This is a genomic window from Megasphaera sp. AM44-1BH (genome assembly GCF_003467125.1).
In the GTDB taxonomy this organism is placed as follows: domain Bacteria; phylum Bacillota; class Negativicutes; order Veillonellales; family Megasphaeraceae; genus Megasphaera.
Window position 1 is genome coordinate 21,544 of sequence record NZ_QSFA01000010.1, and the last position, 16,311, is coordinate 37,854.

The 16,311-nt window shown below is 45.8% G+C and carries 13 protein-coding genes and 1 tRNA gene; 2 read left to right on the forward strand and 12 right to left on the reverse strand.

Annotated elements, in window-relative coordinates; all coding sequences use genetic code 11:
- Nucleotide 1: 1 nt before the first annotated feature.
- From nusA to DW949_RS07815, 7 genes are all read right to left on the reverse strand, one after another.
- The gene (gene nusA / locus DW949_RS07785; RefSeq protein WP_118022727.1) at nt 2–1,180 is read right to left on the reverse strand and encodes a transcription termination factor NusA; all 1,179 of its coding nucleotides are present in this window, start codon (nt 1,178–1,180) and stop codon (nt 2–4) included.
- A gap of 15 nt (nt 1,181–1,195) precedes the next feature.
- Nucleotides 1,196–1,654, reverse strand: a complete 459-nt coding sequence (gene rimP, locus DW949_RS07790; protein ID WP_118022674.1) for a ribosome maturation factor RimP — start codon at nt 1,652–1,654, stop codon at nt 1,196–1,198.
- A gap of 133 nt (nt 1,655–1,787) precedes the next feature.
- Nucleotides 1,788–2,465, reverse strand: a complete 678-nt coding sequence (locus DW949_RS07795; protein ID WP_233539537.1) for a hypothetical protein — start codon at nt 2,463–2,465, stop codon at nt 1,788–1,790.
- 24 nt (nt 2,466–2,489) lie between these two features.
- Nucleotides 2,490–2,574, reverse strand: a tRNA-Leu gene (locus DW949_RS07800).
- Nucleotides 2,575–2,586: 12 nt separating this feature from the next.
- Nucleotides 2,587–3,162 (reverse strand): lytic transglycosylase domain-containing protein, encoded by a 576-nt coding sequence (locus tag DW949_RS07805; protein ID WP_118022676.1) that lies wholly within the window; start codon nt 3,160–3,162, stop codon nt 2,587–2,589.
- A gap of 3 nt (nt 3,163–3,165) precedes the next feature.
- Nucleotides 3,166–3,780: a dephospho-CoA kinase gene (gene coaE / locus DW949_RS07810; RefSeq protein ID WP_118022677.1), complete on the reverse strand. Its 615-nt coding sequence runs from the start codon at nt 3,778–3,780 to the stop codon at nt 3,166–3,168.
- Nucleotides 3,781–4,072: 292 nt separating this feature from the next.
- On the reverse strand, nt 4,073–5,092 hold the full coding sequence (locus tag DW949_RS07815) for an ATP/GTP-binding protein (protein ID WP_118022728.1): 1,020 nt from the start codon (nt 5,090–5,092) through the stop codon (nt 4,073–4,075).
- Between the two features lie 160 nt (nt 5,093–5,252).
- On the opposite strand from DW949_RS07815, the gene DW949_RS07820 reads away from it, so the two are divergent.
- A complete protein-coding gene (locus tag DW949_RS07820) occupies nt 5,253–6,353 on the forward strand; it encodes a hypothetical protein (RefSeq protein ID WP_118022678.1) in 1,101 nt (366 codons plus the stop codon).
- 275 nt (nt 6,354–6,628) lie between these two features.
- On the opposite strand, the gene guaA is transcribed toward DW949_RS07820, so the two are convergent.
- Complete coding sequence (guaA, locus tag DW949_RS07825; RefSeq protein WP_118022679.1) at nt 6,629–8,164, reverse strand: glutamine-hydrolyzing GMP synthase; 1,536 nt, start codon at nt 8,162–8,164, stop codon at nt 6,629–6,631.
- 401 nt (nt 8,165–8,565) lie between these two features.
- On the opposite strand from guaA, the gene DW949_RS13870 reads away from it, so the two are divergent.
- Nucleotides 8,566–8,697 (forward strand): hypothetical protein, encoded by a 132-nt coding sequence (locus tag DW949_RS13870; RefSeq protein WP_255417808.1) that lies wholly within the window; start codon nt 8,566–8,568, stop codon nt 8,695–8,697.
- Nucleotides 8,698–8,929: 232 nt separating this feature from the next.
- On the opposite strand, the gene DW949_RS07830 is transcribed toward DW949_RS13870, so the two are convergent.
- From DW949_RS07830 to DW949_RS07845, 4 genes are all read right to left on the reverse strand, one after another.
- Nucleotides 8,930–9,721, reverse strand: a complete 792-nt coding sequence (locus tag DW949_RS07830) for an Rpn family recombination-promoting nuclease/putative transposase (protein WP_199595814.1) — start codon at nt 9,719–9,721, stop codon at nt 8,930–8,932.
- A 390-nt stretch (nt 9,722–10,111) separates the two neighbouring features.
- The gene (locus DW949_RS07835) at nt 10,112–11,452 is read right to left on the reverse strand and encodes an S-layer homology domain-containing protein (RefSeq protein ID WP_118022680.1); all 1,341 of its coding nucleotides are present in this window, start codon (nt 11,450–11,452) and stop codon (nt 10,112–10,114) included.
- A 1,575-nt stretch (nt 11,453–13,027) separates the two neighbouring features.
- Nucleotides 13,028–14,341: an S-layer homology domain-containing protein gene (locus DW949_RS07840; protein ID WP_118022681.1), complete on the reverse strand. Its 1,314-nt coding sequence runs from the start codon at nt 14,339–14,341 to the stop codon at nt 13,028–13,030.
- A 1,147-nt stretch (nt 14,342–15,488) separates the two neighbouring features.
- Nucleotides 15,489–15,866 (reverse strand): endonuclease domain-containing protein, encoded by a 378-nt coding sequence (locus DW949_RS07845; RefSeq protein ID WP_118022682.1) that lies wholly within the window; start codon nt 15,864–15,866, stop codon nt 15,489–15,491.
- Between the last annotated feature and the right edge of the window lie 445 nt (nt 15,867–16,311).

Here is a 16,311-nt window from a genome sequence, read left to right on the forward strand (position 1 = left end):
CCTACTCTTCTGTATGCTGGTCCGTTTCCACATTACCAGCTGCTGCATCTTCCGCTTCCGGAGCAGACGGCATAGCCAGATCCGCTAACAGACCATCGCCGTCCAGCTCTTCACCTGCCGGTTCATCCACTTTCTGTTCCGCCAGTTCCGCTGCCTGGCTTTCACTCTTGATATCAATCTTCCAGTTCGTCAGTTTGGCTGCCAGACGGGCATTCTGTCCGGCCTTGCCAATGGCCAGGGAAAGCTGATAATCCGGAACGACGACATTGGAAGTCTTTTCTGCTTCATCCACTGTTACCGAAACTACCGTAGCCGGACTCAGTGCATTGGCAATATAGACTGCCGGATCTTCATCCCATTTTACAATGTCTATCTTTTCATTCTGCAGTTCTGTCACGATATTCTGCACCCGTGTCCCTTTCGGTCCGACACAGGCGCCGACACAGTCTACATTCTCATCACGGGAATAGACGGCAATTTTCGACCGGCGTCCCGGTTCACGGGCGACGGATTTCAATTCTACAACGCCATCATAAATTTCCGGGACTTCCAGTTCAAACAGGCGTTTGAGCAGGCCCGGATGAGTCCGGGAAACGAGGATCTGGGCACCCTTGGTCGTCTTGCGCACTTCTACGACATAACACTTGATGCGCTGGCCAATGGCATACGTTTCCGTCGGAATCTGTTCCGAAACAGGCAGGACCGCTTCTGCTTTTCCCAAATCGACATAGACATTCCGCTGTTCGATGCGCTGGATGATCCCCGTAATGATATCATCCTGGCGGTTGGAAAATTCATCATAGACGATGCTCCGTTCGGCTTCGCGCAGCCGCTGGATCATGACCTGCTTGGCAGCCTGGGCCGCAACACGGCCAAAATTCTTCGGCGTTACATTGACGTTGATGACATCCCCTTCCGAATATTCCGGATTCAGGATTTGTGCCATAGCCAGAGAAATTTCAGAATCTTCATCTTCTACCGTTTCCACTACCGTTTTCGGAGCCAGGATTTTGTAATCGCCGGTCTGGCGGTTTAATTCGACAATGGCGTTGGGATTGGCGTCCGGTTCTTTTTTATAAGCCGTAATCAGGACCGCTTCCAGCGAATCACAGATGACATCGGCAGAAACGCCTTTTTCCTTGGACAAATAGGCAATTGCATTGAGTAATTCCTTATTCACTTTCATGTACCTCCACTAAAAATCAATATGTAACCGGATCTGGGATATATCTTTCATGTCCAGCGTTTCTTCCGTTTCATCATGGCTGACCGTCAGGACATCTCCATCGCGGCCTTTCAGTACAGCTGTCAGAAGTTTTGTTCCATTATGGGGCTTGAAGAAATGGATATCGACATCACGGCCCTGGTAACGGACAAAATCTTTTTCTTTTTTCAGGACCCGGTCCAATCCCGGGGAAGATACTTCCAGAAGATAATTGTCGCTGATGGGATCTTTTTCATCCAGTATTTTACTGAGCTTTTCGCTGACGGCCTGGCAGTCTTCCAGATCGACGCCGCCCTGTTTGTCAATAAAGACCCGCAAATACCAGTTACGTTCACGGACGTACTCCACATCAACGAGTTCCAATGCCGTACCGGCAATGATTTTCTCTACTTCCGCAGCTACCAGTTCTTCAATATGTTCGCGTCTCATAATTCACCTGTATCTTTCCCGACGAAACTATGTAAGTAAAAGTTAAGAGTGGGCTCACACCCACTCTTAGAAAAGTTTACATCTAATTAACTAAAGTATACCACCAACGGCGTTTTCTGACAATGAAAAACACTCATTCCGCCGCTTTTAAATCAGCAGCAATAGCGTCCAGTACGGACAAGAGCCGCTCCTGTAATGCCCGTTTGAGTACTTTCAGGTCACTGCTGTCAAAATCATGTACCAGATTGGGGAAATTATGGATACGCCGTTCGGCGAAAAAATCATCCCGGAGTATGTTGTACATAAGAGACAGCCCGCTGCGTGTCGCTGCATCATAATAAGCCAGGATCATGTAGGAACCGTTGATGATCCGCACGGCATCATTGGGACGGATCAGTCGTCTGAAACCAGCATATGATTCCGGCAGGAACGAATCCCAGTCCACCGTAGTGATTCCTTTGTTTTTCAAAAGGACACTGAAATTCTCTTCCCGGTCTACATAATACGTACGAATCAGTTCCGGAAGCCGGGACTCTATCATATTACGGAAGCTGTTAAAATCTTCCGTAATAAATTCAATCAGCGCAAACTCCAGCATGCCTATATCCGTACGGACAAACAATTCATTCGTTTCCGGATTGATGGTTCCCCGCACAGTCCAGCCATTATCTGCATTCGTATACAGGAAGATCAGATATTCTTTATCCTTTTCCTTCTCCCGTATCATGCGCTGTTCTGCCGTTAACTTAAAATCTCCCACCTGAAGTGGGAGACTCGAAGTGATATTCCATTGTTTGACTGTTTCAATCAATGTATCATCCATAGGGCAAAAAAATGGTGCGGTTGGTGGGAGTTGAACCCACACGATCGATGATCACTGCCGCCTGAAGACAGCGCGTCTGCCATTCCGCCACAACCGCATAAAAAAGAAATTAAAAGTTATACAGTTTTTTGTATTGCCTTTCGTTCAACAAGACTATTCTAACATACTCTCTCGTTTCTGTAAAGGGTATTTCTTCAACTTTTTCAAAGTTTTTGTCCCAGCCATATTCTTCCATCCAGGAATCGACATGACCGCGGCCAGCGTTATACGCAGCCAGAGCTAAAACCTTGTTGCCATCATACTCTTTGAGAAGATATGCCAGATACCAGGTACCCATCCTGATATTCGTCTGTACGTCGTTCAGCTGAGCCGGCTGGAAATTCTCCATCCCCATCTTTTCAGCAATCCATTTCCCGGTCTGAGGCATAATCTGCATCAGACCACTGGCGCCGCGATGAGAAGAAGCCGACTGGTCAAACTTGCTTTCCACCAGAATGACCGCCGCTACCAGCGCCGGATCAATATGGTTTTCATAGGCATACTGCCTAACCATGTAGTCGTATTGCAGAGGATATACGATTTTACGCATCACATCGTCTTTCCATCCAAAGAAATACGATGCCGAGAAACAGGCAACCAATACAGCTGCAATAATTTTTACCTTTGTATTATGTCTCCGTCTCACTGCTTACTCCCCAGATTGAATTCGTTTCATCAGTTCACGCCATTCGTACCGCACCTGTTCTTCTGTATCTTCCAAAGAACCGGTATTGTCGATGATTACCTGAGCCAATGACCGTTTTGTATCAATAGGAAGTTGAGCATGGATGCGTGCCATTGCTTCGTCTCTGGTGTAATGATTCCGGGCCATCAGCCGCGAAAGCTGTGTTGCCGGATCCACATATACGAGCCATGCTTCATCAACGTACGAATCGTATTTTATCTCAAATAGCAATGGCATGTCAAGGAAAATAACAGGATTTTCTTTTTTTGTTTTAATTATTTCAATTTTGTTATCAATTTCCCGCTGGATCAGAGGAAATAAAATACCTTCCAACTGAGCCTTTTTCTCCTTATTTCCAAACACAACGCGGCCCATATAAGCCCGGTCCATCGAACCATCTGCACACAAAACCTGCGGCCCGAATGCCTCTGCTACCTCTTTCAGCCCAAAAGATCCGGGACGCACGACATCATGGGCAAGCTGATCACAGTCGATAATCCCCGCTCCCAGCTGACGCAGCATGGCTACAACCGTGCTCTTTCCCGAAGCAATACCTCCCGTAAGCCCAATCTGTAACATACCGTCCTCCCCTTTCACCACATATTTATTATTTATGTGTCATTCCTGGCATAAATGATATTTTAATGCTTGAACTTCATTGATTACTATAACTTCTGCTTTCCAAATTTTCAAAAGAGCATGCAATCGTTTCTGCAAAGCATCTTGTACTGAATTGCACCATTCTTTCTGATGATTCTTAATAATTAAGATGAATTGAATTTTCGGGCAAGAATATAAGCACCTTTGAAGTTTTGTTCCTAATACAATATTTCCTTCCACAGCCTGTACACCACTATAAAAGCAAGCATATCTATCCCCCTAACGACCAATCTACCTCTTGCTGGTACAATCGGATGGATTCACCAATAATGGAATTATCAGGCATCCCATCGGCCATATCGTCATAAGCGGGCTTTCCATCGACTGTCAAAGATAACACAGGAACAGACAGATTATGCATTTTAGCCAAAAGGTACAATTTTTTTATGACGAAATATGAATGAGTGGCAATAAAGAACTGAACACCCGATTGAGACAATTCAAAAATCATATCCAAATAATCGGAAATTGCTTTCGGATGAAGTGCTGATTCCAATTCATCAATAAAGATAACTGCATGATTATCCAAATAACGATTAGAGAGTAAGCGATTAAAAATAGCAATCTTTTTTACGCCTTCCGAAGTCATACCAATCGTAAAACGCGCATTTCCTCGTTTATAGTACCATTCATTCTTTTGATCATCATATTCTATTTTTCCCTTGATGACCTGTTCCAGTTTTTTCCGTCCATCAGCAAATGCATCAAAATTACGTCCTCGTTGCGGGGCAATTTGCAATGCTTTAACTAAATCAAGGTATGTGTCATCAAATCCAAAGAGTGAATCTTGATCTCGCGATTTTAGGATGATATTAAATAACGATAAGACTTCTTTCGCAGGAATAAAAACAGCTTTATTCTGACGAGGTGTATCAAAGGTATTTCGAATTTTACTGATTTTCATATTCGTATCTTTGCCGAAAGTAAAACAAAATTCGGCTGAGTCCTCAATCATAGAAAAATTCAGCGCACTTTTCCCTTTTTCAACCAAGTCTCCTAGTGCTTCTACTTGAAAAGTCCAGTACAATTTCTCTGCCAAAATATCTGCCAATTCACGCTTATCATTTCCCTTGCCAAACTGTTCCAAAACCCGTAAAGCAGAATATATCGCTTTTAGTAAAATCGTCTTTCCACTACTATTTTCGCCGATTATCAAATTTATATTTTGCAATGACTGCCACTGTAATTGTTCATGTTGACAAAAATTTTCTAATATTATCTGTTGAAGCACCGTCCTCGCCTCTTTCTTCGTAACTTTATTACCATCATACCTAATTTCAGACAATACCGCAACATCCTGCGCGTAAAGAAAGGAATGTTTTGATGCAATCCCATATATCCGATATAATAGAATAACAAACATCTAAACAGGAACGAGGAGGTGGAATTACATGGGTGATATATCAATAATTGCCCGGAGGTTGCCCGATAAAGGAATCGAATATGGCTGGAGCGGAAATGGAGGATATTTCAAAAACGTCGGCATATCCGCTCTAACGTATCAGGATGATGAAGATGTAGAAAGATTATTTGCCTTAGGCGAAATAAGCCATCTGGGTATTCCAGGAAGCGAACATTTTAAAAGCTGGATCTGGAGTACGGTTCCGGCGAATTCCCCCATGAACCGGAATAAAAGTGAAAGGTGGATGTTCAGTCAAATTGCTTTTATAGACTATGGATATTTCCGTGAACCTGACGGAGATTGGTATTATGTCATCCCAAGCTCGTTTCGCGTTAAAATACCATTATTTCTGGTATACAATCATTTAGATGATGACTTATTTGAATTTGTCTATCTTTCAGCAGTCCAGCATGAAATTGGTAAATTTATTTTTGATAAATATCCAGATGCAGATCCTGATTTCCTTCCCTATTTATCAGACCTTGGGATAAACGCAGAAGAAGTAAAAAAAGCTATTTTAGACTCAGACTATCCATTACATGAATTGTACGAACTTCACAGACCTGTATTCAATTATTTTGATGATTGGATTGTCGTCGATTGTGATGAAAACTATCAAGAAATTACGAATATCTATATGAGGCCCCGGGCTCCAGAAGCGGAGCGACTGGAAACATGCGACTGGTATACACCAAACAAAAAGAACCGGCCAAATATGGACAATCTGGTTCTTACAATTGATTACACAATTGTTCAGAATTGTCTGAATAATATCCAGGAAGATAAGCTGCCAAGCGACGACGAACTGGCAAGCCGGGAAATGTTAATTCGTCATCTGGTTCGTAGCGGCAAACTGGACGAAATCAAAAAAAATGCTGCTGAAGAGGGACTAGTAGGAGAAGAAGCCGAAGGATATGTCTATAGCTTCATGACCGGGCTGATAAAAAGTCGTGAAGATGTTCTATATCGGTGTTTAAAAGAGCATTTGGAAACAGAAAGAATCATGAAGATACTAAACATAACGGAAAACTACGTCATAAAATTCGCCAGTGAAAGCCGACTAGAAATTAAAGAACACCCTTGCAAATAGCCAATAGTCTAAGATGATTGATTAATCGAGTATATGCACCTGCTGGTGATCCCGGGCCGTTCACAAGGCTAAACCATTCATGGTATAATCATTTTTAAGTAAAGAGAAACGAGGCGGGAGTATATGAAACTGACAGCACTATTAGCACAGGAACGCCGGGAAGGAATAGAACAAGGACGGGAAGAAGGGGGAAACGTCTTTTATTCTTCTTCTCTTAGATGCAAAAAAGAATCCCCACAAGCTGCTTACTAGCGGTTTGTGGGGATTTTTTGCTATTATTCCCATTCAATGGTGGAAGGTGGTTTGCTCGTAATGTCGTACACGATACGGTTGATGTGATCTACTTCATTGACGATACGGCTGGAGATTTTATCCAGTACATCATAGGGGATGCGTGCCCAGTCTGCCGTCATAAAGTCCGTCGTCGTAACGCCGCGCAGTGCCAGTGTGTAATCATAGGTACGGAAATCACCCATGACGCCGACAGAGCGGTTGTTTGTCAGTACGGCGAAATACTGGTTGATATCCCGGGACAGGCCGGCATTGGCGATTTCTTCCCGGAATATGGCATCGGCATCGCGCAGAATGCTGAGTTTTTCTTTTGTAATTTCACCCATGATGCGGATAGCAAGACCCGGACCGGGGAACGGCTGACGCCACACGAGATATTCCGGCAGGCCCAGTTCGGCTCCCAGTTCGCGGACTTCATCCTTAAAGAGATTGCGAAGGGGTTCAATGAGACCTTTAAAATCGACAACAGCCGGGAGCCCGCCTACATTGTGATGGCTCTTGATGACGGCTGCATCACCGGCACCGGATTCGATGACGTCCGGATAAATCGTTCCCTGGGCGAGGAAATCGACAGCTCCGATTTTGCGGCCTTCATCTTCAAATACACGGATGAATTCTTCACCGATGATCTTCCGCTTCCGTTCCGGATCGGTCACACCGGCCAATTTCCCCAGGAAGCGTTCAGAAGCATCGACGCGGACAAAATTCATTCCGCTGTCTTTAAAAGCCGCTTCTACTTCATCACCTTCATTTTTACGGAGCAGGCCGTGATCGACAAAGATACATGTCAGCTGGCTTCCTACGGCCTTCGAAATCAGGGCAGCAGCAACGGAACTATCGACGCCGCCAGACAAAGCCAGTACGACTTTGCCGTCGCCGACCGTTTCTTTAATGTGGGCAATCGCCGTCTTGGCATAATTGGCCATCGTCCACGAACCCGTACATCCACAGACTTCAAAGAGGAAGTTGTGAAGCATTTCCTTGCCATGTTCCGTATGCAGCACTTCAGGATGATACTGCATGGCGTACAGCTTGCGTTCTGTATTCTGCATAGCCGCAACAGGGCAGTTTTCCGAATGAGCAACGATAGAAAATCCAGCCGGCAACTTGGCTACATAATCCTGATGACTCATCCAGACGATTTCTTTTGCCGCCAGTCCCTTGAAAAGCGGCGACGATGTATCTACGTCAGTTTCCGTTTTGCCAAATTCGCGGCGGTCGGCATGACGCACTTCCCCACCCAGCGTCTGGGCCATGAACTGCATGCCATAACAAAGACCAAGTACAGGGATTCCCAGTTCAAATACATCCGCTTCTATCTTAGGAGCATTTTCTTCATACACACTAGCCGGGCCGCCTGTAAAAATAATCCCCTGCGGCTGCAGCTCCTTGATTTTTGCTACGGCTTTATGATACGGATATACTTCACAGTATACATGATTTTCACGGACACGACGTGCAATGAGCTGATTGTACTGTCCGCCAAAATCGACAACAATGACAAGTTCTTTGTTATCCATTACTTCCTCCTCTTATCTATTCATAGAAACAGCTGGAACCGTTTCTGTTTTATTATTTTTTTATTATACCATAGGTAACATATGGTGACTAGTAGTCGGACCCACGGCCGATGACTTATTTCCCCTGAATCACCAGCGTGACTATCATCTGCCGCGTCGTCGTCGGTCAACGTAGCCCCGCTACGCCTCCCTCCATCCTCCTTGCATATGACGGCCCCGCTGACGATTCAGGATGGAAACCGTCACCGGTCGTGGGTCCTGTATTGCTGGTATTGTGGCATAAAAAATAGCCGGTTCGACGAACCAGCTATCAGTATATATCGTCGGTTTGAAGCACCGTGTAGCATGGCGTCCCCGTGATAAGCAGAGAACCACATTTGAAGGAGCGTAGCAACGCGCAAATGTGTGTAGGGGCTCACGGCCGGGGAACTTCTTTTGTCTGCCTCACCGGCTATGGCATCATCTACGGCGTTGTCGTCTATCGACGTAGCACCGCTACGCCTCTTTCCTCCGCCTTGTATCTGACACCATAGCCGATGATTCCGATGCAAAGCGCCCCCGGCCGTGAGCCCTCGCTTATGCCGAAACACAGTGCCCTATTTAAGCCCCTTTTCAGAGATGTAGAAATATCGCAGTTTCGGCAGAAGGGGCTTTATATCATCTGAGTTTCAGTATCTGACTCCGAGAAGCGTTGCATGTCGGACAAGATTCTTACATTACAAACGGTCCTTTTGATGAACTACTTACAGCAAATGAACATATATACTATTCACGAACAAATCCGGGGGCTTGTTTTAATGCTGTAATCATATCTGGAGAAAGTCCTGTATACTTCGCTATTTTTTCCACAGCTACTCCGTCTTTTAACATCTCTAATGCATCTTCCAACTTTCCCTTTTGTGTTCCCTTTTCCATGCCTTCACGAAAGCCTGCTTCATGACCAATTTTACGTTCTTCTTTTAATTTCAATGTATAGGTCATATATCTCACCCTCTCCGACTCCTGCGTCTTGACGTTCCGGATGGCTTCGTCTATTTCTTGTACGAATTCATCCGGGCTCATGACTCCGTCTACGTATTCCAGGAATGCTTTTACATCTGGTTCTACGTCATCCATGGTACCTTTCGTATTCAGGAACAGTTTCACCGTTCCGTCCTGTAGTTCGATATCCTTATCTTCCGTACAGTAATTCCTGAATGTGTACATATGCCGCCCTTCATGGAACGGTTCAAAAGGACAAATAAATATGATGTACGTCGGGTTTAGTTCATCATAATCGACTCCTGCTTTCAGCAGATCCCCGTCTATCATGGACTGGTAATACCTCGTCCTCTTATACAATCCCTCATTTTCTGGCTTGCGTACCTGCATTTCGATATTGTATACGGTGTGCTTATCATCTTTGACATAGACATCGAGCCGGACACCTTTACTGTCATAACTGGCCTTCATAGACTTTTCGTCCTCGATATACACTAGATCATCAATGGAAATACGCAATATCTTTTCCAACATTTTCTTGCAGATACGTTTCCGGCTCATAATGAGTTTGAACATGTAATCGTCCTGAATGGTCAGGTCCTGTCAGTCTTTGATTTGGTACATCATTGTTTATCCTTCCTTTCTATTATACCATAGAAATAAAAGAACTCGTCCACCAGAAAAGAGAGTTCTCCCGTAGAGAATCCCCCTCTGATGAACGAGTTTGTTCTATACACGAATAGTATGAAATTAGTATAACATAGAACGTATATTCTGTCTATAGTATATTTTTATGACACGCAGGGACGGCAAAGACACTCTGTCCGTCAAACCGACCTGCGAACTGCGGCCTTCCGGCCTCGATGAACGACCTACGACGAATGAACTACGGCTCTTCCCTCCCTTTTCCCAACCAAAAAAAAGACCACTCTTTCGAGTGGTCTTTTTGATTCCGTACCGTATGGATTAGAATACGAATACGAAGTTTGCACGAGTCATTTCTTCCGGATCCGTTGCGTTATTTTTAGCTTCGGAAGCGAATGTCTGCATTACGGAGAACATAGCATTCTTAGCGAACGTGTAGTCAACGCCTACACCCCAAGATTTGACATTGTCCATATCGGAGAATCTCCACATGTTAGTGGAACCGCCGAGGAATGCATTCTGATCAGCATTGAGGTATTCAACCCAGGCATCCCAGGATTTCGGAGCTGCGAAGGAAGCTGTGCCATACTGGAGTTTGCCATACCATACTTCCGGATCATCAGCTTTGGAATCGTTAGCATTAATCTTTTCATAGTTACCAGTCAAATTCCACTTCTGGCCGAAGTTGAAGCTTGCGAAAGCGCCCCAGAGATCGTCAGCAAAGGAAGCATGTTTATCTTTGTTAGCACCAAAGAAATCGTTGTAGTAAACACCTACAGAAGAACCAGCCAGACGGCCGCCGCCGAAGAAGCCTTCTAATTCGCCATAACCGGTCTTAACGCCGAGGATACCTTCGCCACCATTAGCATAGGATTCCTGATCGTGTAAAGTATCTTTATCAGTAGACTTGAAGGTACCAGCGCCTTCTTTGAATTTACCATAGCCAGCGATAGCTTTGAATTTATCGCTCTTATACTGTAACTGAGCGCCATCGAAAGCATCACCGAACTGGTAGCCAACTTTATCACCGAGGATATAAGTATAACGGCCTACCAAGAGATCCCAGTTGTTGCCGCCGAAGTTGTAATCGACATTAGCAAGATCCGTATAGGTATCATTGCCGTCTTTACTTGCTGCATCGTTTGCCCCAAAAGAATAGGAGTTGGAGCTGATACCATAAGTTACTTTCGTGCGGTCATTAACCTGGGCATTAGCACGGAGACGAACACGATAATCCCAAGAATTATCATTTTCTCTCTTAGCGTTGTCGTCCTGATAACGATAACGGATACGAGCATCACCAGTGAGTTTTACGTTACCAACTTTGTTTTCGAGGTTGGATACGCGAACGCCGAGGCTGTTCAGTTCGTCAGCATATTCGTCAGCCAGTTTGTTGATGAGGGCACGCTGTTCAACGGAAGCTTTGTCCATGTGAGCCATAGCTTTAGCCGTCATTTCAGCTGCTTCATAACGAGTGATGTTGCGGTCGCCCTGGAAGTAGGAGCCGTCTACACCCTGGATAATGCCAGCGTCAGCGAGTTCTACTACGGATTTGTAAGCCCAGGAATCGGTCGGTACATCAACGAACGGGTTAGCTGCAAAAGCGCAGGTAGCGCCAACAGCCATGGTTGCAACTAAAGCTGCTAAAACTTTTGTTTTCATTGTGAATTACCCCTTTTCTAAAAATAAGTTTTACCACTCATTACGGTCGAGCATTGTACTTATTTCCACAAGGGGTTCATTGGCGAGTTGTCCTAGTTTCCTCTCTTTTACTACCCTGGTTTCTATAAGTTTGTATGCTCTCAATCTCGGTCACTGCCTGGGAACATTCCCACCTGCGACCTTGATGACATTATACCCCAAGATTGTTTTTTTGTCAAAATGGCGTAAAGAATGTGTCAACCATGGGCTTTACAGGCATTTTACAAGGTAAATGTAAACCCTGCGGTTAAAAATTTATTAAATTTTGTCTCAATCATTCTTAAATTTGTATCGGATTTGTAACAAAAACCGGCAGTAAAATAAACTGTTAAAAAAACGCTCTCTTTCCCACCGTTACGCCGTTCATGCCCTATGACAAAACGCTCGTTTTTCACGTACTTTTTGAACGTCCCCAATTGCTTATGCCAATTTTGCATAGATATGAATTTATATCATATCGATTTGAGGTTAAACGTATAAATTAGGACCCACGGCCGGTGACTTATTTCCCCTGCCTCGCCAGCGTGACCATCATCTACTGCGTCGTCGTCGGTCAACGTAGCCCCGCTACGCCTCCCTCCATCCTCCTTGCATATGACGGCCCCGCTGACGATTCAGGATGGAAACCGTCACCGGTCGTGGGTCCTGTGTTGCTCGTATCGTGGAATAAAAAATAGCCGGTTCGACGGACATGTAATATGGCGTCCCTGCGAAGGGAAGCTGGCGCCAACGGCGTCTGAAGGGTCCTTTTATCATTTGAGTTCCAGTATCTGAGTCCGAGGACGTTGCATATCAAACCGGCTCCAACCTCGCAAACCGGCTTCATAACCGAATGTAGAAAAGGACTCATGACATGATAAGACTCTAAATTGAAATAAGAACCCTTCCACCGCTATAGCGGTCCCCCTTCCCTTCGCAGGGACGGCAAAGACTCCCAGTCCGTCAAACAGTTATATGTGTATATCGTCGGTTTGAAGCACCGTGTAGCAGGGCGTCCCCGTGATAAGCAGAGAACCACATTTGAAGGAGCATAGCGACGCGCAAATGTGTGTGAATCGCTTATACCGAAACGCAGTGCCCTATCGAAGTCCTCTGTCAGAGAGGTAGAAATTTCGTGGTTTCGGTAAGGGAAGCTGTCAGCTTTGCTGACTGAAGGGGTTTTATATCATCTGAGTTCTAGTATCTGAGTCCGAAAGACATTGCATGTCGGACAGGGTTCCAGCATAGCAAATCGGCTTCATCACTGCACGTGGAAAAGGATTCAAAAATAGGACTCTTGATGAAAGTAAGAACCCTTCCGCCACTTCGTGGCCCTCCTTCATCTCTGCTGTCCGTTTCGGCAACCGCCTTGCGCTTCCTTTCAGTCAGCACCTTGCGGGCCGAAAAGGCCCTTCCTTTCGCAAGGACGGCAATGTTACACGGCAAACCGGCTTTTTCTGCAAACTATAAACCCGGAACTACAAACTATCCTTCCCCTTTCCCTGCGAAAAAAAAAGCCGCGCACCATTTCAGCACACGGCTTGTTCACTATTTCTTTTAGAAGAAGAAGTTGATTTCTACATCGGTAAATTCATCGGGATCGTCAGAACCATGTTTGGCTTCTGTCCCGAAGGTCTGGGCAGCTGTGAGGACTACGTTTTTAGCCAGTGTGTAGTCGATGCCTACGCCCCACGATTTCACGTTGTCGAGGACGCTGTCGTCACGCCAGGAGTTGGTCGCACCGCCAAGGAGAGCTCCTCTGTCGGAGTTGATGTATTCTACCCAGGCATCCCAGGTACCGCGGGTTTCGCTGTCGGCACTGCCATAGGTCAGTTTGCCAATCCATACTTCCGGGTCATCGGTTACGTCATTACTGATTTTTTCATAGTTTGCAAATGCATTCCATTTACCGAGATTCAGGCTGGCATAAGCTCCCCAGAGGTCATCGGCTTTAAAGCCTTTCGCGCCGCCACTGAAATCATTGTAATATACACCAACAGCCGAACCAGCTGCACGGCCACCGCCAAAGAATCCTTCTAATTCGCCATAGCCGGTCTTGACACCGAGGAGGCCATTGCCTACCACTTCTGCATCGGCATCATCAGCTGCATAGCCTTCTTTAAATTTACCATAACCAGCGGTAGCGGCAAAATGATCGCTGGTGTACTTCAGTTCAGCGCGGTCAAATACATCACCATACTGGAATCCATAGGCATTGTCACCGCCGAGAATATACGTATCGGTACGGCCGACGCTGAGATTCCAGTGGTCACCGCCAAAATTGTAATCTACTTTGGCATCATCGGTGAAGGTATCGCCATTGTCGTCATCGGCGCCCGATGCTGCACCATTATCGCCAAAATTCAGGTCACCTGTGCTGATGCCATAGGTTACGGTCGTACGGTCATTGACCTGGGCATTGGCGCGGACGCGAAAACGATAATCCCAGGAATGATCGTTACGATAATCATCATTGCCATTCTGATGCTGGAAACGGATACGGGCATCACCGGTAAGTTTGACATTGCCCACTTTCTTTTCAAGGTTGGCAACGCGGACGCCGAGGCTGTTCAGTTCGTCAGCATATTCGTCGGCCAGTTTGTTGATGAGGGCACGCTGTTCAACGGAAGCTTTGTCCATGTGAGCCATAGCTTTAGCCGTCATTTCAGCTGCTTCATAACGAGTGATGTTGCGGTCGCCCTGGAAGTAGGAGCCGTCTACACCCTGGATAATGCCAGCGTCAGCAAGTTCTACTACGGATTTGTAAGCCCAGGAATCGGTCGGTACATCGACAAACGGGTTCGCTGCAAAAGCGCAGGTAGCGCCAACAGCCATGGTTGCTACGAGAGATGCAATGATTTTCTTTTTCATTTGGTAACCTCTTTTCTAATAGAAACGTATGTCTGATGAGAATACTTCCATTGTCCAAGAGCTCATTGGCGAGTGTTCCTAGTTTCCTCTCTTTTACTGACTTAGACAGTATTGTGAGTACTCTCATCTATCCTATGTACCAAAAAGCACATAATGAGGACATACATAGTATACTATTAGATAAAGTTTGTTGTCAACGTTATTGATTTATATTATCATAATTAAATGCATGAATATAATAGCGCAGCGGCGGCCGGCCCTGTCAATAAACGACCTACGACGAACGAACTACGATTCTTTTCCTATGAACCGACGTCATCACTGCACGTGGAAGCGGATTCATAAATGGGACTCTGGATTTGAGTAAAGCCCCTTCAGACGCCTACGGCGCCAGCTTCATCTCTGCTCTCCGTTTCGGCAACCGCCTTGCACTTCCTTGCAGTCAGCACCTTGCGGGCCGAAAAGGGCCCTCACGGGGACGCCTTCTAACGCATCAAACCGGCTATGTTTGCTGTCGGTTCGAAGTGCTGTGTAGCATGGCTCCCCTGGGAAGCGGGAGCTGGCGCCGTAGGCGTCTGAGGGGTTCTTTTATAATCTAAGTCCCAGTATCTGAGTCCGAGGAACGCGGCACGTCAGACAGGTACCAACGTAGCAAGTCGCCACTTTCGATGAACGAACTACGATTCTTTTCCTATGAACCGACTTCATCACTGCACGTGGAAGCGGACTCATGATAAAACTCTGTATTTGAGTAAGGCCCCTTCCACCACTTCGTGGTCCCCCTTCCCTTCACAGGGACGGCAAAAATGCTCTGTCCGTCCATCTGCCTATCTACACAATTAATTAGTTCAAAGCACAGTGTAGCAGGGCGTCCCCGCGATAAGCAGAGAACCACATTTGAAGGAGCATAGCGACGCACAAATGTGTGTGAATCGCTTATACCGAAACGCAGTGCCCTATCGAAGTCCTCTGTCAGAGAGGTAGAAATTTCGTGGTTTCGGTAAGGGAAGCTGTCAGCTCCGCTGACTGAAGGGGCTTTATATCATCTGAGTTCTAGTATCTGAGTCCGAGGAACGTGACACGTCGGACAGGTGCCAACCTTGCAAACTGACTTTTTCTGCAAACTATCCTATCCTGGCAAACTCAATTATTTACTCCATATCACATTGTGAACTTTTTGTTTCACATATTGGTCAATGGCTGTACACACATCCAAGAAATGGTGCCGGATATCTAAATTTGTAAATCTCATGACGGATAAGTGGTACGACTGTAAGATTTTTGTTCTTCGTGCATCATCTGCTATCCCTTTTTCTTCATAGTGCTGGCTTCCGTCTATTTCTATGACTAAGCTTGCCTGCCGGCAATAGAAATCAACGATATATCGATCTATGCATTTTTGCCGATAAAATTTCACAGGATAAGTACGCAGAAAATCATACCACAGATGTCGTTCTTCTGGCGTCATGGATTTTCTCAATGTACGTGCTAAGCGTATATTTTTGTCAACATAATTCCCCGGCATATATCTCTCCTGCAAAAATAATAGGATGATGAATAAAATCCAACCTTGCAAACCGACGTCATCACTGCACGTGGAAGCGGACTCATAAATAGGACTCTGGATTTGAGTAAAGCCCCTTCAGACGCCTACGGCGCCAGCTTCCCCTCACGGGGACGCCTTCTAACGCATCAAGCCGGCTATGTTTGCTGTCGGTTCGAAGGACCGTGTAGCAAGCCACCACTGTGAAGGGGTGGCCCTTTTCGGCCCACAAGGTGCTGACTGCAAGGAAGCGCAAGGCGGCTGTCGAAAAGGCCCTTCACAGGGACGGCAAAAATGCTCTGTCCGTCCATCTGCCTATCTATACAATCAATTAGTTCAAAGCACAGTGTAGCAGGGCGTCCCCGTGAGGGGAAGCTGTCAGCTCTGCTGACTGAAGGGGCCTTTTATAATCTGAGTCCCAGTATCT

Excerpts from the sequence above, each read along its gene's own strand:
- DW949_RS07840 (WP_118022681.1), bottom strand. The coding sequence starts at position 14,341 with ATGAAAAAGAAAATCATTGCATCTCTCGTAGCAACCATGGCTGTTGGC.
- coaE (WP_118022677.1), bottom strand. The coding sequence starts at position 3,780 with ATGTTACAGATTGGGCTTACGGGAGGTATTGCTTCGGGAAAGAGCACG.
- DW949_RS13870 (WP_255417808.1), top strand. The coding sequence starts at position 8,566 with ATGTGTGTAGGGGCTCACGGCCGGGGAACTTCTTTTGTCTGCCTCACC.
- guaA (WP_118022679.1), bottom strand. The coding sequence starts at position 8,164 with ATGGATAACAAAGAACTTGTCATTGTTGTCGATTTTGGCGGACAGTAC.
- DW949_RS07835 (WP_118022680.1), bottom strand. The coding sequence starts at position 11,452 with ATGAAAACAAAAGTTTTAGCAGCTTTAGTTGCAACCATGGCTGTTGGC.
- rimP (WP_118022674.1), bottom strand. The coding sequence starts at position 1,654 with ATGAGACGCGAACATATTGAAGAACTGGTAGCTGCGGAAGTAGAGAAA.
- DW949_RS07820 (WP_118022678.1), top strand. The coding sequence starts at position 5,253 with ATGGGTGATATATCAATAATTGCCCGGAGGTTGCCCGATAAAGGAATC.
- DW949_RS07830 (WP_199595814.1), bottom strand. The coding sequence starts at position 9,721 with ATGTTCAAACTCATTATGAGCCGGAAACGTATCTGCAAGAAAATGTTG.
- DW949_RS07845 (WP_118022682.1), bottom strand. The coding sequence starts at position 15,866 with ATGCCGGGGAATTATGTTGACAAAAATATACGCTTAGCACGTACATTG.